The 21,499-nt window shown below is 68.8% G+C and carries 21 protein-coding genes; 11 read left to right on the top strand and 10 right to left on the bottom strand.

Annotated features, from left to right (window positions below; all coding sequences use genetic code 11):
• Positions 1–45: 45 nt before the first annotated feature.
• Both AC57B8_RS10240 and AC57B8_RS10245 read right to left on the bottom strand, forming a co-directional pair.
• Complete coding sequence (locus AC57B8_RS10240) at positions 46–816, bottom strand: enoyl-CoA hydratase/isomerase family protein (protein ID WP_496479554.1); 771 nt, start codon at positions 814–816, stop codon at positions 46–48.
• A complete protein-coding gene (locus AC57B8_RS10245; protein ID WP_496479555.1) occupies positions 813–1,808 on the bottom strand; it encodes a Bug family tripartite tricarboxylate transporter substrate binding protein in 996 nt (331 codons plus the stop codon). The genes AC57B8_RS10240 and AC57B8_RS10245 overlap by 4 nt, the downstream gene beginning before the upstream one ends.
• Positions 1,809–1,908: 100 nt before the next feature.
• Between AC57B8_RS10245 and AC57B8_RS10250 the strand changes: the two genes are divergently transcribed.
• A complete protein-coding gene (locus AC57B8_RS10250) occupies positions 1,909–3,144 on the top strand; it encodes a CaiB/BaiF CoA transferase family protein (protein ID WP_496479556.1) in 1,236 nt (411 codons plus the stop codon).
• 11 nt (positions 3,145–3,155) lie between these two features.
• Positions 3,156–3,842 carry a TetR/AcrR family transcriptional regulator gene (locus tag AC57B8_RS10255; protein ID WP_496479557.1) on the top strand — a complete coding sequence of 229 codons (687 nt, stop codon included), beginning with the start codon at positions 3,156–3,158 and terminating at the stop codon, positions 3,840–3,842.
• A 73-nt stretch (positions 3,843–3,915) separates the two neighbouring features.
• Here the strand turns inward: AC57B8_RS10255 and AC57B8_RS10260 are convergent, their stop codons facing one another.
• The 6 genes from AC57B8_RS10260 to AC57B8_RS10285 all read right to left on the bottom strand — a co-directional run bounded on the left by AC57B8_RS10260 (position 3,916) and on the right by AC57B8_RS10285 (position 9,983).
• Positions 3,916–5,046, bottom strand: coding sequence for a zinc-binding dehydrogenase (locus AC57B8_RS10260; RefSeq protein ID WP_496479558.1), 1,131 nt, complete (start codon positions 5,044–5,046; stop codon positions 3,916–3,918).
• A gap of 89 nt (positions 5,047–5,135) precedes the next feature.
• The gene (locus AC57B8_RS10265; RefSeq protein WP_496479559.1) at positions 5,136–5,675 is read right to left on the bottom strand and encodes a tyrosine-protein phosphatase; all 540 of its coding nucleotides are present in this window, start codon (positions 5,673–5,675) and stop codon (positions 5,136–5,138) included.
• Positions 5,672–6,172 (bottom strand): hypothetical protein, encoded by a 501-nt coding sequence (locus tag AC57B8_RS10270; protein ID WP_159274786.1) that lies wholly within the window; start codon positions 6,170–6,172, stop codon positions 5,672–5,674. Before AC57B8_RS10270 ends, AC57B8_RS10265 begins: the two co-directional genes overlap by 4 nt.
• The gene (locus AC57B8_RS10275; protein ID WP_070063033.1) at positions 6,169–7,311 is read right to left on the bottom strand and encodes an MGDG synthase family glycosyltransferase; all 1,143 of its coding nucleotides are present in this window, start codon (positions 7,309–7,311) and stop codon (positions 6,169–6,171) included. The genes AC57B8_RS10270 and AC57B8_RS10275 overlap by 4 nt, the downstream gene beginning before the upstream one ends.
• 84 nt (positions 7,312–7,395) lie before the next feature.
• Positions 7,396–8,841, bottom strand: a complete 1,446-nt coding sequence (locus AC57B8_RS10280; RefSeq protein ID WP_139700490.1) for a nicotinate phosphoribosyltransferase — start codon at positions 8,839–8,841, stop codon at positions 7,396–7,398.
• Positions 8,842–8,906: 65 nt separating this feature from the next.
• Positions 8,907–9,983, bottom strand: coding sequence for a bifunctional nicotinamide-nucleotide adenylyltransferase/Nudix hydroxylase (locus tag AC57B8_RS10285; protein ID WP_070063035.1), 1,077 nt, complete (start codon positions 9,981–9,983; stop codon positions 8,907–8,909).
• Between the two features lie 163 nt (positions 9,984–10,146).
• Here AC57B8_RS10285 and AC57B8_RS10290 point away from each other — a divergent pair, with 163 nt between their 5' ends.
• The 5 genes from AC57B8_RS10290 (at position 10,147) to AC57B8_RS10310 (ending at position 14,686) form a co-directional block, all read left to right on the top strand.
• The gene (locus tag AC57B8_RS10290) at positions 10,147–10,980 is read left to right on the top strand and encodes a pseudouridine synthase (RefSeq protein WP_495269777.1); all 834 of its coding nucleotides are present in this window, start codon (positions 10,147–10,149) and stop codon (positions 10,978–10,980) included.
• Between the two features lie 10 nt (positions 10,981–10,990).
• A complete protein-coding gene (locus AC57B8_RS10295; protein WP_496479560.1) occupies positions 10,991–12,103 on the top strand; it encodes a winged helix DNA-binding domain-containing protein in 1,113 nt (370 codons plus the stop codon).
• Positions 12,104–12,190: 87 nt separating this feature from the next.
• Positions 12,191–12,847, top strand: coding sequence for a response regulator (locus AC57B8_RS10300; protein ID WP_062480678.1), 657 nt, complete (start codon positions 12,191–12,193; stop codon positions 12,845–12,847).
• Entirely contained in the window at positions 12,844–14,205 is a 1,362-nt protein-coding gene (locus tag AC57B8_RS10305) for a sensor histidine kinase (RefSeq protein ID WP_496479561.1), read from the top strand. Before AC57B8_RS10300 ends, AC57B8_RS10305 begins: the two co-directional genes overlap by 4 nt.
• 142 nt (positions 14,206–14,347) lie before the next feature.
• Positions 14,348–14,686 carry a hypothetical protein gene (locus AC57B8_RS10310; RefSeq protein WP_496479562.1) on the top strand — a complete coding sequence of 113 codons (339 nt, stop codon included), beginning with the start codon at positions 14,348–14,350 and terminating at the stop codon, positions 14,684–14,686.
• 24 nt (positions 14,687–14,710) lie between these two features.
• Here the strand turns inward: AC57B8_RS10310 and aqpZ are convergent, their stop codons facing one another.
• Both aqpZ and AC57B8_RS10320 read right to left on the bottom strand, forming a co-directional pair.
• Complete coding sequence (gene aqpZ, locus AC57B8_RS10315; protein WP_095747097.1) at positions 14,711–15,415, bottom strand: aquaporin Z; 705 nt, start codon at positions 15,413–15,415, stop codon at positions 14,711–14,713.
• A gap of 188 nt (positions 15,416–15,603) precedes the next feature.
• Positions 15,604–16,617 carry a zinc-binding dehydrogenase gene (locus AC57B8_RS10320; protein WP_495265142.1) on the bottom strand — a complete coding sequence of 338 codons (1,014 nt, stop codon included), beginning with the start codon at positions 16,615–16,617 and terminating at the stop codon, positions 15,604–15,606.
• A gap of 101 nt (positions 16,618–16,718) precedes the next feature.
• On the opposite strand from AC57B8_RS10320, the gene AC57B8_RS10325 reads away from it, so the two are divergent.
• The 4 genes from AC57B8_RS10325 (at position 16,719) to AC57B8_RS10340 (ending at position 21,490) form a co-directional block, all read left to right on the top strand.
• Positions 16,719–17,627, top strand: coding sequence for a LysR substrate-binding domain-containing protein (locus tag AC57B8_RS10325; RefSeq protein ID WP_496479563.1), 909 nt, complete (start codon positions 16,719–16,721; stop codon positions 17,625–17,627).
• A 67-nt stretch (positions 17,628–17,694) separates the two neighbouring features.
• Positions 17,695–18,744 carry an ABC transporter substrate-binding protein gene (locus tag AC57B8_RS10330; RefSeq protein WP_496479564.1) on the top strand — a complete coding sequence of 350 codons (1,050 nt, stop codon included), beginning with the start codon at positions 17,695–17,697 and terminating at the stop codon, positions 18,742–18,744.
• 158 nt (positions 18,745–18,902) lie between these two features.
• Positions 18,903–20,939 (top strand): molecular chaperone HtpG, encoded by a 2,037-nt coding sequence (htpG, locus tag AC57B8_RS10335; RefSeq protein ID WP_062480665.1) that lies wholly within the window; start codon positions 18,903–18,905, stop codon positions 20,937–20,939.
• Positions 20,936–21,490 (top strand): hypothetical protein, encoded by a 555-nt coding sequence (locus tag AC57B8_RS10340; protein WP_139700473.1) that lies wholly within the window; start codon positions 20,936–20,938, stop codon positions 21,488–21,490. The genes htpG and AC57B8_RS10340 overlap by 4 nt, the downstream gene beginning before the upstream one ends.
• The last annotated feature ends 9 nt before the right edge of the window (positions 21,491–21,499 follow it).

The raw sequence follows: 21,499 nt of genomic DNA on the forward strand, positions 1-21,499 counted from the left end.
TCAGGTACTCCGTCGTTGTCTGTGCAAAGCTGATCGAGTGGTCGCTCAGCGACCGGTGAAGCGCGGTGTGCGGCGCTCGGCCATGGCCTTGACGCCTTCACGGAAGTCTTCGCTCAGGAATTGCACCTGTTGCTCGGCCAGCTCCCGTTGGTTGATTGCGCGTACCTCGTGCGCGCAGCCGGCGCGCAAGGTGGCGCGCGTGCTCTGGACCGCGAGCGGCGCCGACATGGCGATCTCCTGGGCGAGCGCCTGGGCGCGGGCCAGCACCTCGTCGGCCGTCACCAGTTCGTCGACCAGGCCGATGGCCAGCGCTTCGGTGCCGTCGATGCGGCGGCCCGTGTAGAACAGCATCGAGGCTCGCTGCATGCCGATCAGGCGAGGCAATGTGTGGCTCAGACCGAAGCCGGGGTGAAAGCCCAGCCGGTTGAAGTTGACGCTGAACCGCGCCTGCGCACAGCTCACGCGAAAGTCGGCCACCAGCGCAAGCCCGACGCCCGCGCCCACCGCCGCGCCTTGCACCGCCGCGACCAGCGGCTTTCGAGCGTCGAAGAGCCGCATGGCATGGGTGTAGAAGTCGGCGGGGTCGACGGCCTGGCCGCCCGAGGGAACGCCCGAGAAGTCGGCGCCGGCACAGAACGACTTGCCTTCGGCCGCGAGCACGATGGCGCGGCAGCCTGCATCGTCGTCGAGTGCGGCCAGGCGGTCGGCCAGGTCGCGCATCGTGCCGGCATCGACAAAGTTGTGCGGGCCGCGCCGCAGGGTCAGCGTGACGACATGGGCGTCGCGGCTTTGGGAAATGGAGGGCGAATCGGTCATTGGAGTTCAATCTTTGCGGCCGCCGCGATGCGCTTCCAGACGGCGATCTGTTCGCGCTGGAAGTCGCGCAGCTCGTCCTGGCCGCCTTTCATCGTGATCACGTTCTGCTTGGCGTAGAACTCTCTCGTCTCGGGCATGGCGAGGATCTTCACGAACATGTCCGACAGCTTGTCGACCACTGGCTTCGGCGTGTTGGCCGCCACGGCGACGCCCGTCCACGTGTCGGCGCTGAAGCCACCGATGCCCTGTTCCTGCGCGGTGGGCACATCGGGCAGGCCGGCAAGGCGCTGGTCGGCCGCAATGGCGAGTGCGCGGATCTTGCCGCCACGCAGCAACTCCATGGTGGCGGTGATGTCGGAAAAGCCCAGATCGGTCTGCCCGGAGAGCGTGGCGTTGACTGCATCGGGCGCGCCCTTGTAGGGCACGTTGAGCAGCTGGATGCCGGCCTTGTCGGCGAACAGTTCGCCCATGAGCTGGTAGGCGGCCGACCCCGATGCATAGGTGCGCTGCCCGGGCTTGGCGCGCGCCGCATCGATCAGGTCCTTGAGTGTCTTGTAGGGCGAGTTGGCCGGCACGATGAGCACGATGGGCGAGCGCATGAGCGTCGAGACCGGGGCCAGGTCCTTCACCGGGTCGTACGGCAGTTGCTTGAACAGCGCCACGTTGGTGGCCAGCGTCGAGTTGCTGCCCATCAGCAGGGTGTAGCCGTCGGCAGGCGCGGAGGTCACGGCCTTCACGGCGATGAAGCCGTTGGCGCCCGCGCGGTTCTCGACGATCACCGGCTGTCCTGCCAGCTCGCCCAGCTTTCGCGCGAAGAAGCGGGCGCCGACGTCGGTGCCGGAGCCGGGCGGAAAAGGAACGACGAAATGGATCGGCTTGGACGGATAGGTCGCGGCGGTCTGTTGTGGCTGGGCCTGTGCGAACGGTGCCGCGGCGGATGCCAGCGCGGCCGTGAACGCCGCGGCGCGCAGCATCTTCGACAAAGGGTTCATGAACGTGTCTCCTGTGGTGGAAGCCGGATTCTATGAAGTTACTTGTTGATCGACAAGCAAGTTGATAAGATGATCTTCACCACATCAGCAGAGAACCTTCATGGAAAAACGGCCCCCCACGACACCAGCGGCGAGCGGACCGCTCAAGGGCGTTCGCGTGCTCGACCTGACCTCGGTCGTGCTCGGACCCGTTGCCACGCAGATCCTGGGCGACTATGGCGCCGACGTCATCAAGGTCGAGCCGATCGAAGGCGATCTGATGCGCGCCAACGGTGTGTCGCGCCACGCCGGCATGAGTTCGATCTTCCTGGCCATCAATCGCAACAAGCGCTCCCTGGCGGTCGACCTCAAGAGCGCCGAAGGCCGGAAGATCCTGCTCGAACTCGCCGCGGACGCCGATGTCTTCGTGCACAACATGCGCGTTCCCGCCATCGAACGCCTGGGCCTGGGCTACGACGCGCTGCGGGCGGTACGCCCCGACATCGTCTACTGCGCGGCCACCGGCTTCGGCCAGGACGGCCCGGACCATGCCAAGCCGGCGTTCGACGACATCATTCAGGCCGCCAGCGGTGTCGCGGGGCTGATGTGGCAGTCCACGGGAACGGCCGACTACGTGCCCACGCTGATGGCCGACAAGACCACCGGCATCGTGGTCGTCAATGCGGTGCTTGCGGCGCTGTTCCATCGCGAGCGCACCGGAAACGGCCAGTACGTCGAAGTGCCCATGCTCGAGACGATGGTCGAGTTCACCATGGTGGAGCACATGGGCGGGCTCGCCTTCGATCCGCCGACCGCACCCGCGGGCTATGGGCGCGTGGTGAGCGGCGGGCGCAAGCCGGCACCGACGTCGGACGGCTACATCGCCATGCTGCCGTACAGCCCGCAGCAGTGGATCGCGCTGTTCCGCCGCGTGGGACGGGAAGACCTGGCGGGTGCCTACGACCTGTCGGACCGGCACAAGCTCAACGCGAGCGTCCGCGAGCTCTATCGCGAACTCCACAGCCTGACACCGACGCGCAGCACCGCCGAGTGGGTCGCGATCTGCGAAGAGCTCGACATTCCCGCCACGCAGATCTGGCGCATCGACGACCTGCCCGAGCACCCGCACCTGAAAGCGGTCGGCATGTTCCAGCCAATGGACCATCCCTCGGAAGGCGCCCTGCAGACCACGCGGCCGGCCACGCTGTTCGGCGCCACGCCGGCGCAGATCCGCAGCGGTGCGCCGCTGCTCGGGCAGCACTCGAACGAGATCCTCGGGGAGTTGGGCTATGCCGGCGACCGGATCGACCGGCTGCTCAGCGCCGGCGTGGTCAAGGATGCCGCATCGCGTCGTTAGACTTCGGGCCCATGAGGACCGCCGCCAAATCGCCGAACACCACGCTCCCTCGCCGAACGCAGATGGAGCGCCGCGCAGCCGCTGAGGCACGCCTGCTGGAAGCGGCCCGCGAGATCGTGTCGCGCAAGGGGTGGGTCGGGATGACGCTCGCCGAAGTGGGCGAGGCGGCCGGCTACAGCCGGGGCCTGGCGGCGCATCATTTCGGAAGCAAGCCTGCGCTGCTGCGTGCGCTGGCTGCCTACATCAACCAGAACTTCATGCACGAGCTCGAGCGCAGCCCGCCGGCCGACGAGGGCATGGCATCGTTGCTTTCCTTCGTGGCCGTGTACCTGGGCCGCGCCGATGGCGGATGGACCAACACCCGCGCCTTGCTGGTGCTGATGGCCGAGGCCACCACCGACGATTCCGAAACCGGCGAAAGCCTGGGGCGCTACAACCAGAGCGTGATCGACTTTCTGGCGTTGCACTTCCGGGCCGCCATCGCGGCAGGCGAAATGCGAAAGGGCGTCGATCCCGCCACGGCGGCCGTCATCGTTCTGGGGGCGCTGCGTGGCGTGATGCTGCAGGCGCTGCTGAAAGAATCGACGGTCGACTTGCGCGCGGTGCAAAAAGAGCTGTCGACGATGATTGTTCAAAGCTTCGCGCAAGACCCCGACGCATGGCAGGGGGCCCGCAGCCGCAATTCGCGGCCGAGGTGAGGGGCCGCGCCGGCTGAATCGAGTCGAACGCCGGGTTGCGGGCCGGGCCGCTGGCCTTGCGCCAGGGCAGGTGTCAGCCCGCCAGCCCCTTGTTCGGATTCAGCAGGAATTTCTCCCCCGTCGCCTGCTTCCCATACACCCCGATCGCATCGAGTTGCAGCGCCTCGACCAGCGACACCTCCCGCGTGTAGTGGCTGGCAAACGTCGTCTTCAGTTCCGCGATCACGCGCGAACGCAGCCGCTGCGTGCCTTCATCGCCCAGCTTCTGCAGGAACGGGAACAGCAGCCAGCCGCCCATGCCCCAGGCCATGCCGAAGTTGCGCACGAACTCGGTCGGGCTGCGGTCCAGGCCGCCGTAGATGTAGACCTGCTTGTGCGTGGTCGAGCCGTAGCGGCTGTATTCCTTGGCGGTGCGGTTCAGCGCCGCTTCCATGCAGCCGAGGATCTGGCCGGCCAGCTTGCCGCCGCCCGTGGCGTCGAAGGCCAGCGTGGCGCCGGTGGCGACCAGGGCGTCGGTCAGCTGTTCGAGGAAGTCCGGCGAGCTCGCGTTGCACACGTACTTCGCGCCGATGCTGCGCAGCAGCGCTTCCTGCTCGGGCTTGCGCACGATGTTGACGAGGTCGATGCCGTCCTTCTGGCAGATCTTGTTGAGCATCTGGCCCAGGTTGGACGCGGCTGCCGTGTGCACCAGCGCCTTGTGGCCTTCGCGCTTCATGGTCTCGACCATGCCCAGCGAGGTCAGCGGGTTCACGAAGCACGACGCGCCTTCGGCCGGCGTGGTGCCCGCCGGCAGCTCGAGGCACATCGCCACGGGCACCGCGCGGTACTGCGAGTACATCGCGCCGCCGATGGCCGCCACGGTCTTGCCCAGCAGCGCCTGCGCAGCCGGCGACGAACCGGCCTTGACCACCACGCCCGCGCCTTCGTTGCCCACCGGCATCGACTGGTCGAGCCGCGCCGCCATCGAGGCGCGCGCGCGTTCGGGCACCGTGGCGGTGACGACGGGGCGATCGGCCGTGCCGGAGGCCACGGCGGTGCTCATGTCGGCGGCGCCGAAGAGCAGGCCCAGGTCCGACGGGTTCATCGGCGAGGCCTCGACGCGGATCACCACCTCGTGGGCCTGCGGTTCGGGCACCGGGTCGTCGTGCAGGGAGAGTTCGAGTTCGCCGTTGGAACGGACGAGGGAGCGCAGTTGGAGTGCCATGGGAAAGCCCCTGTGAAAGGTCGTTCGGAGATGGCCATCGGCCACGGGGCGGCCAGTATAGGAGCGGGTGCGCGCGCCTGCTGGCGCCTTCAAGACACCATGGGGATCACCGGGGCATGGGCCAGCGCATGGCGCATCCGCAGCGGATCGAGCCGCTCGATGTAGCGCGGGATGTTGCGCCACAGCGTGTGGTACCCATAGCCGCCGCGCAGCATCTCCTGGCGCGCGCTGTCCTTGTCCCAGTCCTGCACGGCCATGCGGTAGGCGGCCGCCACCACGCCCGTGCGATCGGCGCCGTGCATGCAGTGGATGAGCACCGCCCCCTGCTTTTCGGCCTCGCGCATCGCGACCAGCGCGCGCAGCACCTTGGCGTCGTCGATCGACCAGGTGTTGATCGGCACGCGCACCAGCCGGATGCCGCTGCCGGCAAACACCTTCCGGTCGTCGTTGAAGGAACGCAGGCTCACGACGGTGCGGATGCCCAGCGACTGCAGCGCCGCCACGTTGGCGCGGCGCGGCTGCGCGCTGCGGTACAGCGTGGGCGTGATGCGATGCAGGTTCTCGACCTGCAGGGCGTCGAGCGGATCGGCCCAGTGATCGGGGCGCAGGTCGGCGGTGTCTTGCTTCATCGTGCGCGGCGCGGCCAGTGGCGACGCACCAGGATCAGCAGCGCCACCGCGAGCCCGCCCCAGTAGTCGACCGGCGCGCCCCACAGCCAGTGCTTGTGCCAGAAGGCCTTCACGGGGTTGAAGTTCTCGAAGCCGAAGGCCGGGTTGATGAGAAACCACAGGAAGTCTTCGCAGACCCAGAACACGATCAGCCCGGCGAGCGCCAGCCCCCAGTCGCGCAGCGCCCAGCGTCCCTGGAAGGCCAGCGGCGAGAAGAACACCAGCATCATGAAGGTGAACACCCAGGCGTGGTACCCCGTCATCGCGCGCCCGCCCCAGAACAGGTCGAGCCAGATGTTGTTCTCGATGCGCCAGGTGGGCAGCGAGGTGGCCCAGCCGGCGCCGCCTTCGATCTGGATCTCGGCGTTGGCGAAGAAGAACGCCATCGTCACGACCCACGCGAGGTAGACCAGCGTGCGGCCGATGCCGGGCCGCGGCTCCACGGCTGCGCCGCTCATGCGCCGAGGCCCAGCACGCGCTGCAGCACCGCGCGCGCGGCCTGCGGCTTGCCCAGCGCGCGGCTGCGCGCGGCCATGGCCGCGAGCTTGGCGGGGTCGGCCATGAGGCGCGCCACCTTGTAATCGAGGCCGATGGCGTCGTAGGCCAGCCAGGCCGCGCTTTCCTCCATGAGGAAGCCGGCGTTGTGTTCTTCCTGCCCCGGAATCGGCGAGATCAGCAGCATCGGCTTGCCCAGCGCCAGGCACTCCGACACCGTGAGGCCGCCGGGCTTGGTCACGACCAGGTCGGCCGCGGCCATCATCTTGTGCATCTCGTTCGTGAAGCCGACGGCCACCACGCGGCCCGGATGGCGCTGCGAGAGCGCCTCAAGCCGCGCATGGGCTTCGGCGTTGCGGCCGGCCACGGCGATGACCTGGAAGGGCGTGTCGCCGCCGAGCGCGAGCACGCGCTCGACCATGCTGGGCAGATCGCCCACACCGGCACCGCCCGACGCCATCAGCAGCACCGGCCGTGCGGGGTCCAGGCCCAGCGCACTCGCGCAGGCCGCGTGCGCGAGCTCGGGCGCATCGGGCTCGGAAAAAGCCGGCATCACCGGAATGCCCGTGACATGCACGCGCTCCGGCGGAATGCCGCGTGCGCGCAGCCGGAAGGCGACTTCTTCCGTCGCCGCGAGGTAGCCCGTCATGCCCGGCACCAGCCACATGTTGTGCAGGTCGTAGTCGGTGATCTGCAGCCACACGGGACATTCGATGCGGCCCCGGTTGCGCTCGCGCATCAGCAGCTCGGCCGGCAGGAAGTGGGTGCAGATCACGGCGTCGGGCTTGGCGCGGCGGATCTCGCGCACCAGCGCCCCGGTGCTCAGGCGCTCGATGCCGCGGCGCAGCCGCTGCGAGGGCGCGTGGTGCGGCGTGACGTCGGTGCGCTGGTGCAGGTACGACCACAGCTCGGGCGCGCGGTTCACCAGCTGCAGGTACCAGTCGGTGTACACCTTGCGAAAGCCCGCCGGCACATGGGCCATGGCGTCGACATGCACCGCGGTGTGCGGCGCGAACGACTGGGCGAGGGTGGCTTCGAGCGCCTGGGCGGCGCGCACATGGCCGTTGCCGGCGCTCACACTGAGGATCAGGAGTTTGGTCATGGATTCGGCGGTCTGGTCGCCGGATTATGGACATGCCATGTGGCACGGCCGATGCACACGCGCCGTGCTGGAAGGATCACCGCCTCAGAGCGGCGCCCGCGACGTGACGAGCTGATTCACGCCGGCGGCCGCCCGCTCGCGAATCGCCTCGAAGGTGGTGTTCGCGACGATGCGTCCGTTCTCGAACACCGTTTGCAGCAGATCGACCTGGCCGCTCGCCAACGCTTCCTCGCGCAGCGTCTGCACTTCGCCGCGGGCGTTGCGCACCAGCGCGAGCCGCCCCTTCTTCGAGGCCTTGTTCACATCGCCCACCGGCGACTTGTAGACATCGCGCCACTCGCCATTCACCTGCATCGCCGAGCACTTCATCGCCCATTGCATCGTGTCGCGGTTGACCTGCTGCAGAAGGCCGCCGCCCATGCCGAAGGAGATGTTCTCGGTCGAGAAGCCGTTGTGGAAGAAGTTCGAGAGGCACAGCCGCAGCGAGTCGAGGTTCACGCCGTCGCCCTGGATGATGCGCACGTTGTTCAGCACGCGGAACCCCTTGGCATTCGTCGTGGTGCCAAAGCGTTCGGCCAGGATCTGCGCCACCTTGAGCGTGGTTTCGGCCGGGTCGCCCGAGTCGGGCCGCACCACCAGCGTCGCGCCCGAGGCCACCACCTTGGCCTTGAGCTCGTCGCCCCAGATGCGCGCGCAGGCGTTGAAGATGTCGTAGCTGTCGCTCACCACGGCGAAGGTCGTGCCGGGCTTGGCGAATTGGTCGACCATGTTGCTGTACGCGTCGGATTCATGGTCGCGGCCCCAGCCCGTGATGGTGCTGTGCTCGGCCGCGGGAATCGAGAAGCCCGCCACGTCGCAGTCGTAGTAACGACGCGCCGCCACCAAGGCGGCCAGCGTGTCGGTGCCCATGAAGTTGACCAGGTGGGCCATGCCGCCGAGCGCCGCCGACTCCAGGCTCGACACGCCGCGCGCGCCGAAGTCGTGCAGCCTGAACGCGATCTGGCCTTGCGGGTCGTCGCAGGTCGCTTCGAGGTAGCGCAGCAGCGTGGTGCGCGCGGCGGCCGAGAGCGTGGCCACCGTGGTCGGGTACCAGATGGCACGCAGCAATTCGGTTTCGAGAAAGCTCGTGACCCAGAAGAACTCGGGGTCGGTGTTCTCGATGGTGGCCAGCACGTTGTGCACCGGCAGCACGCTGCCCTCGGGCACCGCGCGGATGCGCACGGGCATCAGTCCGTCGTGCTTCTCGATCAGCCGCAGCCACCCTTCGCGGTTGAAGGGTTCGCCGTGCACGGCCATCATCGCTGCGGCTTCCTCGACGTCGCTGCGCGTCACCGGCGTCTGCAGGTACTCGCGCAGGTACGCCTGCAGGCCGAAGAACAGCGAATGGCTGAAGAGCCCGCCGCGCGATTCGATGTAGCTGTGCACGGTCTGCGTACCGGGCGGGTACTGCATCCAGTGCGACACCTTGTAGGAGTCGGTGCGCAGCAACAGGTTGTTGCCCAGGGGCGAGGAGGTGAGGTTGCGGTTCATGTGAAAGCTCCTTTCACGTGGGCCCCGTCAACCGGGACCCGTTCTTGCTGACAAAGCCTGGTCGTTCAGTTCTTGCCCAGGCCACCCAAAAAATGGTTTGCGATGAAGTAGTGGTCTTCGTAGATGCGGTCCGGCATCCCGAGGAACTCGGCAATCGGCACCCACCGCACCGCGGCCGCGTCGTCGTCGGCACGCACATCCGACAGGCCCGTCCACTGGTTGTGGGCCAGCTCGAAGAAGAAGCCGTGCGTGATCGTGCGGCCGCGCTGCGAGCGGTCGGGCGCATCGAACACATGGCTGGCCTTCATGCTGCCGTTGAGCACGGGCACGGGCACCTTGAGGCGGGTTTCTTCCTTCAGCTCGCGGATGGCCGCGTCCTGCAGCCGCTCGTGCTGGCCGACGAAGCCGCCGGGCAGCGCCCACGTGCCCTTGCCGGGATGGAACTTGCGCTGCACCAGGAGGATGTGGCCCGCCTCGACCACGATGGCATCGACCGTGGTGTAGATCGGCGGAAAGTCGCTGCCCGCATAGCGGTATTTGTCGCGGTAGTCGACGAGGAAGGCGCGTTCGTCGCAGAGCTCGGCATAGTCAGCGGTGCCGGTGAACTTGTCGAGAAAGGCGGCGGTGCCGTCGGGCAGGTCGGCGCGTGCGAGCTGGCCTCGGTTCTCGGGGTCGAAATAGAGGTTGCGCACGTCGGTGGCGTTGAGGCTTTCCACGCTGTGCTGGCCCACGAACTCCCAGTGCGGGAAGAGCTTGAGGTAGTAGCTGGAGCTGTCCTTCAGGTGCCCCACCAGCGCGACCTTGGCCTGCGCCGCGGGCACATGGCCATCCTGCTGGATCAGCCGCTCGACGGCAGACTGGATCGACGCGATCCAGATCTGGTCGTTGTAGGGCGAGTCGCCGACGCCGACGACGCTCACGCGCATCTGCTCGGTGCCGCGCAGGCACGCGCGCACCATGCGTTCGCGTTCATCGAAGGTGAAAGGGTCCTTGACGCTGCGCGGCTTGCGGTCGGAGCCGACCACCACGATGACCCGATCGGCGGCGCGAAGGCCTTCTTCGATGAGTCGCTGGTGACCGAAATGAACGGGCTGGAAACGCCCGATGACGATGGCGTACTGAAACTTGCGTGTGTTTGGCATGCTCACTTGGGAATCCCCCAAAAAGGGCGCAATCAACTTGCGCCTGGATTCAGGATAGCACCGGTGCGACGCATCGATCAAGTGTTCCTGGCCCCACGGGGCAGGCGGCCGATGGCAAACGGCCAGATACTCGCAGGGCGCATTTGCTAGGATTTGCCCCCCCATGACCGAGCCCTCCACCTCCCCCCACGCGCCCGTGCGCCTCAACAAACGCATGGCCGAACTCGGCCTGTGCTCGCGCCGCGAGGCCGACGACTGGATCGCGCAGGGCTGGGTGCGCGTCAACGGCAAGCCCGCCGAGATGGGCGTGAAGGTCACGCCCAGCGACCGTATCGAGGTCGACAAGGCTGCCAAGGGCCAGCAGGCGAACCAGGTCACGATCCTCATCAACAAGCCCATCGGCTACGTGAGCGGGCAGGCCGAGGACGGCCACGAGCCGGCGGTCACGCTGTTCACGCCGCAGAACCGCTGGTCGGAAGACAACGCGCGCTTCTTCTTCGGTCCGCAGCAGCTGCGCGGCCTGGCGCCCTGCGGGCGGCTCGACATCGACTCCACCGGCCTGCTCGTGATGACGCAGGACGGCCGCATCGCGCGCCAGCTCATCGGCGAAGACTCGACGATGGACAAGGAATACCTCGTGCGCGTGGCCTACCACGGGCTGGACCAGCCCGCGCCCACCGGCCAGCTGGTGCGCCTGGACGACGACGACCCGGTCACCACCAACGTGCAGGCGGTGTTTCCGCCCGCCATGCTGGCCCGGCTGCGGCACGGCCTGAGCCTGGACGGCCAGGCGCTCAAGCCGGCGCGCGTCGAGTGGCAGAACCCCGAGCAGCTGCGCTTCGTGCTCACCGAAGGCAAGAAGCGCCAGATCCGCCGCATGTGCGAGCTGGTCGGCCTCAAGGTGGTGGGCCTGAAGCGCGTGCGCATCGGCAAGGTGATGCTGGGCAACCTGCCGGTGGGCCAGTGGCGCTACCTGGCGCCGCACGAGAAATTCTGACGACCTGCCCATGGCCGCGGTGCTGAGCCGGCGCGCGCTGAACCGGGCCACGCTCGCGCGGCAGATGCTGCTGGCGCGGCGCAAGGCGAGCGTCGCGCAGGCCATCGAAAAGCTGGCCGGGCTGCAGGCGCAGGCGCCCAACCCGCCCTACATTGGCCTGTGGAGCCGGCTCGAAGGCTTTCACCGGGCGCAGCTGACCGACGCGCTGAAGAACCGCCGCATCGTGCGCATGTCGACGCTGCGCGCCACCCTGCACCTGATGACCGCTGCGGACGCGTGGGCCTGGCGGCCGCTGCTCGAGCCCGTGCACCAGCGCGGCCTGTCGGGCCTGCATGCGCGGGCCCTCGAAGGCGTCGACCGCGCGGCCGTGGTGAAGGCGGGCCGTGCGTTGCTGGGCGACGGGCCGCTCACCGGCACCGCCCTCGGCCAGGCGCTCGCGGCGCGTTGGAAAGACCACGCGCCGGCCTCGCTCGCCGCGCTCATCCGCAACAACGTGCCGCTGGTCCACCTGCCGCCCGCGGGCAGCTGGAACTCGCACCAGAACGCGCTGCTGCAGCCGCTCGGTGATTGGTTGGGCGATGCCACTGCCGGCATCGCCGCTGCCACGCAGGACGATCTGCTGCTGCGCTACCTCGCCGCCTTCGGCCCCGCGACGCTGGCCGATGCCGGCGCGTGGTCGGGCCTCACGGGCTGGAAGGCCGTGGCCGATCGATTGAGGCCGCAGCTGCGCGTGTTCACCGGCGACGAGGGCCAGGAGCTCTTCGACCTGCCGCGCGCGCCGCGCCCCGACCCCGACACGCCCGCGCCGCCGCGTCTGGTCGCCGAATGGGACAACCTGCTGCTCTCGCACGCCGACCGCCGCCGCGTGCTCGACGAGGCGCACCGCGCCCGCGTGTTCACCATCAACGGCATCGTGCGCGGCACGGTGCTGCTCGACGGCTTCGTGGCGGGCACCTGGAAGATCGAACGCGCGACGCAGGCGGCCACCGTGGTGCTGGAACCCTTCACGCGCTGGTCGGCGGCCGACCGGCGCGGCGTGGAAGAAGAGGCGCTGCGCCTGCTGGCCTTTGCCACGGACGCAGAGGACGAGCAGCACGCCGTCCGCGTCCTAAGCCCCGCCTAAGTCTTCGCGCCTACGCTGCGCCGAGGCGCAGGGCCCCTGACGATCATCCCGGTCGCGTGCTACCTTGCGCGCAAAGGAGTCGCCGCGATGCGCGTGCTGCTGGTGGAAGATGACGAAATGATCGGGCGCAGCCTGAAGCAGGCGCTCGAGGGCGCGGGCTGGTCGGCCGACTGGGTGCGCGACGGCGAGCTGGCGCACAGCGCGCTCGGCGACGGCGGCTACACCTGCGTGCTGCTCGACCTGGGCCTGCCCCGCCAGGACGGCACCGAGGTGCTGCGCCGCGCGCGCGAACGCGGCGACGCCACGCCTGTGCTGGTGCTCACCGCGCGCGACGGCCTGGACGACCGCATCCACAGCCTGGACCTGGGCGCCGACGACTACCTGCTCAAGCCCTTCGAGTTCCGCGAGCTGCTCGCGCGCATGCGCGCCGTGGTGCGCCGCCGCGACGGCGCCGCGCATTCGCTGATCGGCACCGCCGCGCTGCAGCTGGACCTCACGACGCGCGAGGTGGCGGTCAACGGCGTGCGCGAGGCGCTCACCGCGCGCGAGTTCGCGCTGCTGCATGCGCTGCTGGAGCGGCCCGGCGCCATCCTCTCGCGCGAGCAGCTCGAGAACCGCATCTACGGCTGGGGCGACGAAGTGACCAGCAACGCCATCGACGTGCTGATCCACGGCATGCGCCGCAAGCTCGGCGCCGACGCGATCCGCAACGTGCGCGGGCTGGGCTGGCGAGTGGCGGCATGACCGATGCCGCCCGCCGCTGGTGGCGCCCGCGTTCGCTGCGCACCCAGCTGCTGCTGTGGCTGGTCACGCTGCATGTGGTGGCGGCGGTGCTCACGGCGTGGTTCTCCTTCCTGGCCTACGGCAATCTCGTGCACAACGCACTCGACGACCAGATGCGGCTGGTGGCCGAGTCGTACGCGGGCAACGACCCGCCCAAGACCCCGCGCGCGATGGACGGCGAAGCGGCCTTCTCGCGCGGCGCCTTCGTCGTGCAGATCTGGAGTGCCGACGGCGCCGCCTTGCGCGCGAGCTCGTGGCCCGCGCTGTCGGTGCCGCTGCAGCCCGGCAGCGGCTTCAGTGACGTGCACGCCGAAGGGCCCGCGCATTCGCGCTGGCGCGTGTTCACGGCCGAGCCCGCGCCGCATGCCGATGCGCCGCGCGTGCAGGTGCTGCAGAACGAGGACTACCGCCATCGCCGCGCCCTGCGCCGCGCCTTGCTCGAAGGCCTGCCGATCGCGCTGCTGCTGCCGGCGGCGCTGCTGGTGCTGTGGCTCATCGTGTCGGCCGCCTCGCGCTCGCTGCGCGGCGTGGCGCGCGACGTGGCCTCGCAGGACGAGCGCCGCCCCACCGAGCTGTCGCTGGCGCGCGTGCCCGACGAGATCACGCCGCTGGTGGGCGCCTTCAACCACCTGCTGTCGCGCGTGCGCAGCGCCTTCGCCACGCAGCGGCGCTTCGTGCAGGACGCGGCGCACGAGCTGCGCACGCCGATGGCCGCCATCGGCCTGCAGATCGAGAACCTGCGCGCGCACGTGCCGGCCGGCGAAGCCACCGAGCGCTTCAACCAGCTCGAGGCCGGCGTGACGCGCGCGCAGCACCTCATCGAGCAGCTGCTGCAGCTGTCGCGGCAGGACGCACCGCCGTCGGATGCGCCGGGCGAGCGGGTCGACATCGAGGTGCTGCTGCGCGAAAGCCTGGGCCAGCGCATGGTGCTGGCCGACGCACGGCGCATCGACGTGGGCTTCGAAGGTCTGACCGGTGCGGTGGTGACCGCGCCTGCGTCCGAACTGCGCAGCGTGTTCGACAACCTCATCGACAACGCGCTGCGCTACGCACCCGAGGGTGGCGTGGTCGATGTGCGGCTGCACCGCGTCGACGGGCAGGCGGTGGTCGATGTGCTCGACAACGGGCCGGGCATTCCGCCGGCCGAACTGGAGCGCGTGTTCGACCGCTTCTTTCGCGTGCCCGGCGCGGCGGCGGGCGGCAGCGGGCTGGGCCTGGCGATCGCGCGCACGGCGGCCGAGCGGCATGGCCTGCGCATCGAGCTGCGCAACGGGGACGAGGGGCCGGGGCTGCGGGCGCGGGTGCTGCTGCCGACGTAGTCATCGCGCGGTGCTCACTCCCGGCTCATTCTTCGCTCACGCTGGCCTCAGTCAGGCTGCCTAGAGTGGCTGCAGGTCCTGCTGCGCGCGGTCCGCGCGACGGCACCGGACCGGAGACAACCTGCCTTCAGGAGAACACACCATGCGCACTTCGTTCCAGCTTCTTGCCGTTGCTTCCTTCGCCGCGTTCGCGGCCCTGGGCACGGTCAATGCCTCCGCCGAAACCACCGACGGTTCGGACTTCCACCCGCTGCAGTTGAATTCGCCGGAGAACCCGGAGGTGCAGGCCGGCGCGATGGCGGCGGCACGCCCGAGCGGCACGGAGCCCATTGGCCAGTCGACGTCGGCGCCGGCGATCAATGGGTTGACGCCGGTGTCCGACATCGAGGCGGGCGCCTATGCGGCGTCGCACCCGACGGGCACCGAGCCCATCGGGCAATCGACTTCACTGCCGATGGTGAAGTCGGGCAGCGGAAGCTGATTCCGCTGCCGGGGACCTACCAGCTCAGTCGTCGTTGCTGCTGAGCAGTGCGCGGTAGATCACCGCGCCGATGATCGCGCCCACGATCGGGGCGACCCAGAACAGCCACAGTTCCGACACCGCATACGACGGGCCGAACAGCGCCGGGCCGGTGCTGCGCGCCGGGTTCACCGAGGTGTTGGTCACGGGGATCGACACCAGGTGGATCAGCGTCAGGCACAGGCCGATGGCCATGCCCGCGAAGCCTGCGGCCGCGCGCTTGGCGGTGGCACCCAGGATCACGATCAGGAACACGGCGGTCATCACCACTTCGCTGATCAGCGCGGCCGTCATGCCGTACTTGCCGGGCGAGTGCTCGCCGTAGCCGTTGGTGGCAAAGCCGCCGATGTCCGCGCCCGGCTTGCCGGTGGCGATCAGGTACAGCACGCCGGCCGCCGCGATGGCGCCCAGCACCTGCGACACGATGTAGCCCGGCAGCTGCCCGGCCTTGAAGCGGCCCGCGGCGGCCAGACCGATCGACACGGCCGGGTTGAAGTGGCCGCCCGAGATCGGACCGAGCGCGTAGGCGCCGGTGACCACCGTCAGACCGAAGGCCAGCGAGACGCCGAGCAGGCCGATGCCGACGCCCGGAAAGGCCGCCGCCAGAACTGCGCTTCCGCAGCCTCCGAGCGTGAGCCAGAAAGTACCAATGAATTCTGCAGACCACTTTTTGTAGGTACTGTGTTCCATAACGCTCCATCCTGAAGTTGAGAAAGCACGCACGGCGGGAGCCGAACGCGGGCCGCATTCTAGGAACGGGAAATGGAGGCGTCGAGCAAACCGGCGCGCTTAGCGGCAACTGTTCACGAATGCTGTGGATTTGTGCCCTGCAGCATTTGCAAATGGTCGGGCGAGGGCGAGGCCGCGTCACATCGTCGTCATGCCATCGTCACGACGACCTTGCCGAACGCGCCGCGTTCCAGATGGTCGAGCGCGGCGGGCAGCGCGTCGAAGCCGTAGCGCGCGGCGATCACCGGCTTCAAAGCATTCGCATCGACCGCGCGCACCAGCTCCTCGAGCGCACGCCGATGGCCGACGCCGATGCCCTGCACCGTCACGCGGCCGAGCACCATCGCGTAGAACGACGCGCTCAGCGTGTCGCCGCCGAGCATGCCGATGATCGACACGCGCCCGCCCTGCTTCACGGCCTGCAGCGAGCGGTCGAGGTCGGGGCCGCTGGAGAGTTCGAGCACATGGTCGGCGCCGCGCCCGTGCGTGAGCCGGCGCACTTCGGCGGGCCAGTCGCTGTCGCGCGCGAGCACGTGCGTGGCGCCGAGCGCGCGTGCCGCGGCCTGCTTGTCGGCGCTGCCCGTCACCACGATGGCCTGCGCGCCGTGCAGCCGCGCGAGTTGCAGGCCGAACAGCGCGACGCCGCCGGTGCCGTGGACCAGCACCGTCTCGCCTGCGCGCAGGGCGCCGGTTTCCACCAGCGCGAACCACGCCGTGAGGCCGGCGCAGGGCAGCGTGCTCGCTTCCTCGAGGCTCAGCGTGGCCGGTGCGGCCACGGCCCAGTTCGCGTCGATGCACACGTGCGAGGCCAGCATGCCCGGCCCGGGGCCGCCCAGCAGCGTGGTGTCGGCGTGCCAGTGGCTGTCGGTCCAGCCGCCCCAGAAGGTGTTGATCACGCGGTCGCCCACGGCAAAGCGACGCACGCCGGGGCCCACGGCCACCACGGTGCCCGCCATGTCCGAGCCGGGCGTGAAGGGCAGCGCGAGCGCCATGCCCATGCCGTCGCGCACCATGAGCAGGTCGCGGTAGTTGAGCGCCACCGCGCCCACGCGCACGAGGATCTGGCCCGGGCCTGGCGAGGGCATCGGCGCTTCGGCCTGTGCGAGGTGGGCGCGGCCCAGTCGGGGAAGCTGCCAGCGGCGCAGCACGTCGGGTTCTTGCATCGGAAAAGGCTCCATCGGAAAAGATCGGCCTCGATGCTATTGACGATGAAAACGATCCGGTGGTGGATAATTTTCCGAAAAATGGTGCTTGAAAGTATCCAATGAGCCAGCGCCTGCAAGGCATCGAGGAGTTCGTCGCGGCGGTGGAGGCGGGCAGCTTCGCGCTCGCCGCGCAGCGCCTGCACGTCACCCGTTCGGCCGTCGCCAAGAGCGTCGCGCGGCTCGAGGCGCGGCTGGACACGCGCCTCTTCTTGCGCACCACGCGCAGCCAGAGCCTCACCGAGGAAGGTCACGGCTACTACGAGCGCTGCCGCCGCGCGCTGGCCGAGCTGGAGGCGGCCGAGGCGCTGACCGACGCCGCGCGCCACACGGCCGCCGGCCTCGTGCGCCTGAGCATGCCGGCGATGCTGGGGCGGCTCAAGGTCGGGCCGCTGCTGCTCGCATTGGCGCGCCAGCATCCGCAGCTGTCGCTGGAGCTGGCCTTCAACGACCGGCGCGTCGATCTCGTGGAAGAGGGGCTCGACCTGGCCATCCGCAGCGGCGAACTCGACGACAGCGCGGGCCTCGTGGCGCGGCCGGTCGGCGTGCAGTGGATGCTGCTGTGCGCCGCGCCCGCGTACCTGGCCGAGCGCGGCCATCCGCGCGACCTTGCGGCACTGGTCGCGCCGCACGAAGCCGTGTACTACGCCCGCGACGGGCAGGTCTCGCCCTGGCGTTTTCGCGAGGGCGACACGGAGGTGGAGGCCGCGCTGCCCTCGCGGTTGCGCTGCGACAGCGCCGAGGTGCTGCTGGAAGCCGCCATCGGCGGCATGGGCCTGGCGCGGTTGCCGGCCTGGCTGGCGGCCGACGCGCTCGCGGCCGGCACGCTGGTGCGCGTGTTCGACGAGCCCGAGCCCTTCGGTTTTCCGCTGCACGTGATCCGCACGCCGAGTCGCTACCTGCCGCTGAAGACGCGCGTGGTGATCGACTGGCTGGTGGAACATCTGCCGCCGCTGCTGGCGGCGCGCTGACCTCAAGCACCCAAGCCGGCGCTATCCTGCGCCTTCATACAACGTCGAACAACGAGGAGACCCGCCCATGCCTTCATTCGCCCCCCGGCACACCGTGCGTGCCCTTGCCACCGCCAGCCTGGGCACGGCGCTCCTGCTCGGGGCGTCGCAAGCCGCCGCGCAAGGCACCGTCAACGCGCTGTGCAGCACCGACGCGGGCTGGTGCGAGGCGGCCGCCACGGCCTTCACGCGCGAGACCGGCATCAAGGTGCAGCAGGCCCACAAGGGCACCGGCGAAATCGGTGCGCAGCTGCGCGCCGAAGCCGCCAACCCCAAGACCGACCTCTGGTGGGGCGGCACCGGCGACCCGTTCCTGCAGGCCGCCGAGCAGGGCCTGCTCGAGCCGTACCGGCCGGCCTACATCAACGACCTGCACGACTGGTCGGTGCGCCAGTACGCCATGTCGCAGAACATGGTGGGCGGCTTCTACACGAGTGCCATGGGCTTCGGCTTCAACACCGAGCTGCTGAAGAAAAAGAAGCTCGCCGAGCCCAAGTGCTGGGCCGACCTCATCAAGCCCGAGTACAAGGGCGAGATCGAAATTTCGCACCCCGCCACCAGCGGCACGGCCTACACCGTCATCGCGGGCCTGGTGCAGCAGATGGGCGAGGAGCCCGCGTTCGACTACCTGAAGAAGCTGCACAAGAACGTCACCAGCTACACGCGCAGCGGCCAGGCCCAGGCGCCCAACGTGGCCAAGGGCGAGGTGGCGATCGGCGTGAGCTTCATCTTCGGCTTCGAGCGCTGGCGGCACGACAAATTTCCGGTGAAGACCGCCGCGCCCTGCGAGGGCACGGGCTTCGAGATCGGCGGCATCGCGCTCGTGAAGGGCGCGCGCAACAAGGAGAACGCCAAGCGCTACTACGACTGGCTCATGAGCCCCGCGGGCCAGTCCATCGGCGCCAAGGCCGGCAGCCTGCAGTCGCCGGCCAACAAGACCTTCAAGCCCGATCCGCGCATTCCGTCGATGGAGAGCGTGAAGCTCATCAAGTACGACTTCGAGAAATACGGCAAGGCGGCCGAGCGCAAGCGGCTCATCGACCGCTGGACGCGCGAAGTCGAATCCCAACCGCGCTGAAAGCGCGGCGCTGAGCCGACAGCCGTGTGACAAAGTTCGCGCGGCCTTGCGCTCGTTGTTTTTTGGCGCGACAACCCCAGTTCATAAAGTTGGCAAGGCCGCCGCCCGTCGCGGGCGGCTCGCCTTAGAATTTTTTGGCTTCGATCCCTTTCTTTCCCATGGCTGATTCCTCCAATACCAAACTCCCGTTCCAGGCTGAAGTCGCGCAACTGCTGCACCTCGTCACGCATGCGCTGTACTCCAACAAGGAAATCTTCCTGCGCGAGCTGATCTCGAACGCGTCCGACGCGTGCGACAAGCTGCGCTTCGAGGCGCTCGACCACCCCGCGCTGTACGAAGACCAGCCCGACCTGGACGTGCGCCTGACGTTCGACAAGGCCGCGCGCACCCTCACCATCACCGACAAGGGCATCGGCCTGTCGCGCCAGGAAGCCATCGACAACCTGGGCACCATCGCCAAGAGTGGTACCAAAGACTTCATGAGCCGCCTCAGCGGCGACCAGAAGGCCGACGCACAGCTCATCGGCCAGTTCGGCGTGGGCTTTTACTCGGGCTTCATCGTGGCCGACAAGATCACGGTCGAGTCGCGCCGCGCGGGCCTGCCCGCCGACCAGGGCGTGCGTTGGGTGAGCGGTGGCGCCGGCGACTTCGAAGTGGCCGACATCACGCGTGCCGCGCGCGGCACCAGCATCACGCTGCACCTGCGCGACGATGCCGACGAATACCTCAACGCCTGGAAGCTCAAGCAGATCGTCGGCAAGTACTCCGACCACATCTCCCTGCCCATCCTGATGGAAAAGGAAGAGTGGAAAGACGGCGAGAACGACCAGCCCGGCGACATGGTGAAGACCGGCGAGTGGGAAACGGTGAACAAGGCCAACGCCCTGTGGAGCCGCCCCAAGAAGGACATCACCGCCGAGCAGTACGAAGAGTTCTACAAGAGCATCAGCCACGACTTCGAGGCGCCGCTGGCCTGGAGCCACAACCGCGTCGAAGGCAGCACCGAGTACACGCAGCTGCTGTACATCCCGTCCAAGGCCCCCTTTGACCTGTGGAACCGCGACAAGAGCGCCGGCGTCAAGCTGTACGTCAAGCGCGTCTTCATCATGGACGACGCCGAGGCGCTGCTGCCCAACTACCTGCGCTTCGTGAAGGGCGTGATCGACTCGGCCGACCTGCCGCTGAACGTGAGCCGCGAGCTGCTGCAGGAAAGCCGCGACGTGAAGGCCATCCGCGAAGGCAGCACCAAGCGCGTGCTGTCGATGCTCGAAGACCTGGCCAAGAAGCAGAAGACCGCGCCCGAGAGCGGTGAAGGCAAGGTCGACGTGGGCTCGGGCGAATCGGTGCCCGCCCCCGAGCCGACCGAAGGCGTGACCGACGTGGTCGACAAGAACACCACCCCCGCCGCCGAAGCTGCCGCCGAGTACGCCGACGAATCGGGCAAGTTCGCCAAGTTCTACGCCGAGTTCGGCGCGGTGCTCAAGGAAGGCCTGGGCGAGGACATGGGCAACCGCGACCGCATCGCCAAGCTGCTGCGCTTTGCCTCCACCACGAGCGACGTCGCGAGCGTGAGCTTCGCCGACTACAAGGCGCGCATGAAGGAAGGCCAGGACGCCATCTACTACATCACGGCCGACAACCTTGCCGCTGCCAAGAACAGCCCGCAGCTCGAAGTCTTCAAGAAGAAGGGCATCGAGGTGCTGCTCATGACCGACCGTGTCGACGAGTGGGCGCTGAACTACCTGAATGAGTTCGACGGCACGCCGCTGCAGAGCGTGGCCAAGGGCGCGGTCGACCTGGGCAAGCTGCAGGACGAAGCCGAGAAGAAGGCCGCCGAGGAAGCCGCCGAGTCGTTCAAGCCGCTGCTCGAGAAGCTGAAGGAGGCGCTCAAGGACAAGGCCGAAGACGTGCGCGTGACCACGCGCCTGGTCGACTCGCCCGCCTGCCTCGTGGTGGAAGACGGCGGCATGAGCACGCAGCTCGCGCGGATGCTCAAGCAGGCCGGCCAGCCCGCGCCCGACCTCAAGCCCGTGCTCGAAGTCAACGCCGAACACCCGCTGGTGAAGAAGCTCGAAGGCTCCGCGCATTTCGACGACCTCGCGAACATCCTGTTCGACCAGGCCCTGCTGGCCGAAGGCGGCCTGCCGGCCGACCCGGCCGCCTACGTGAGGCGCGTCAACGCGCTGCTGGTGTGAACGCCCGGCCGCGCATCGTTCGTCGCGCAGCGGCTGCCACCTCGGCGCTGCTGCTGTTGCTTCTGGTGGGCGGCTGTTCGCACTATCACATCGGCATTCCGCTGGTGCCCGGGCTCTCGCTCGGGCTCGGTGCCACGAAGGACGGCAATTTCTCCGTCGGCCTGAACACCGGCTGGGGCCCGCTCGGCGCGGGCGTGGCCCTGCACGACAACGGCGCCGTCACCGGCTCGGCCAGCGTCGGCGTGGGGGTCGGCGTCGGGCCGATCGGCACCGGCGTGGGCGTCGGCAAGAGCGTGGTGCTGCACAACCCGTACGAGACGGCGCCGGCAGCGCCCGGGCAGGCGACGCCTGGCGTGGTGGTGCCTGCTTCGGCAACGGCCACCGCGCCTGTCAGCGTCACCAAGGCCGGCGTCACGCGGCCCATGTCGCCGTCGCCACCGATCGCCGCCGCACCCGTGCCGGCGGCCCGCGTGTCCTACCGCCCCTCTGCTGCGAAAACGGCGGTCGTGGCCGGCGAAGCAGGCACGCCCGGCAATCCCATCGCGCCCTGATGGTCGCGC

Source organism: Variovorax sp. BGA-UO-ETr-C22 (assembly GCF_059567965.1).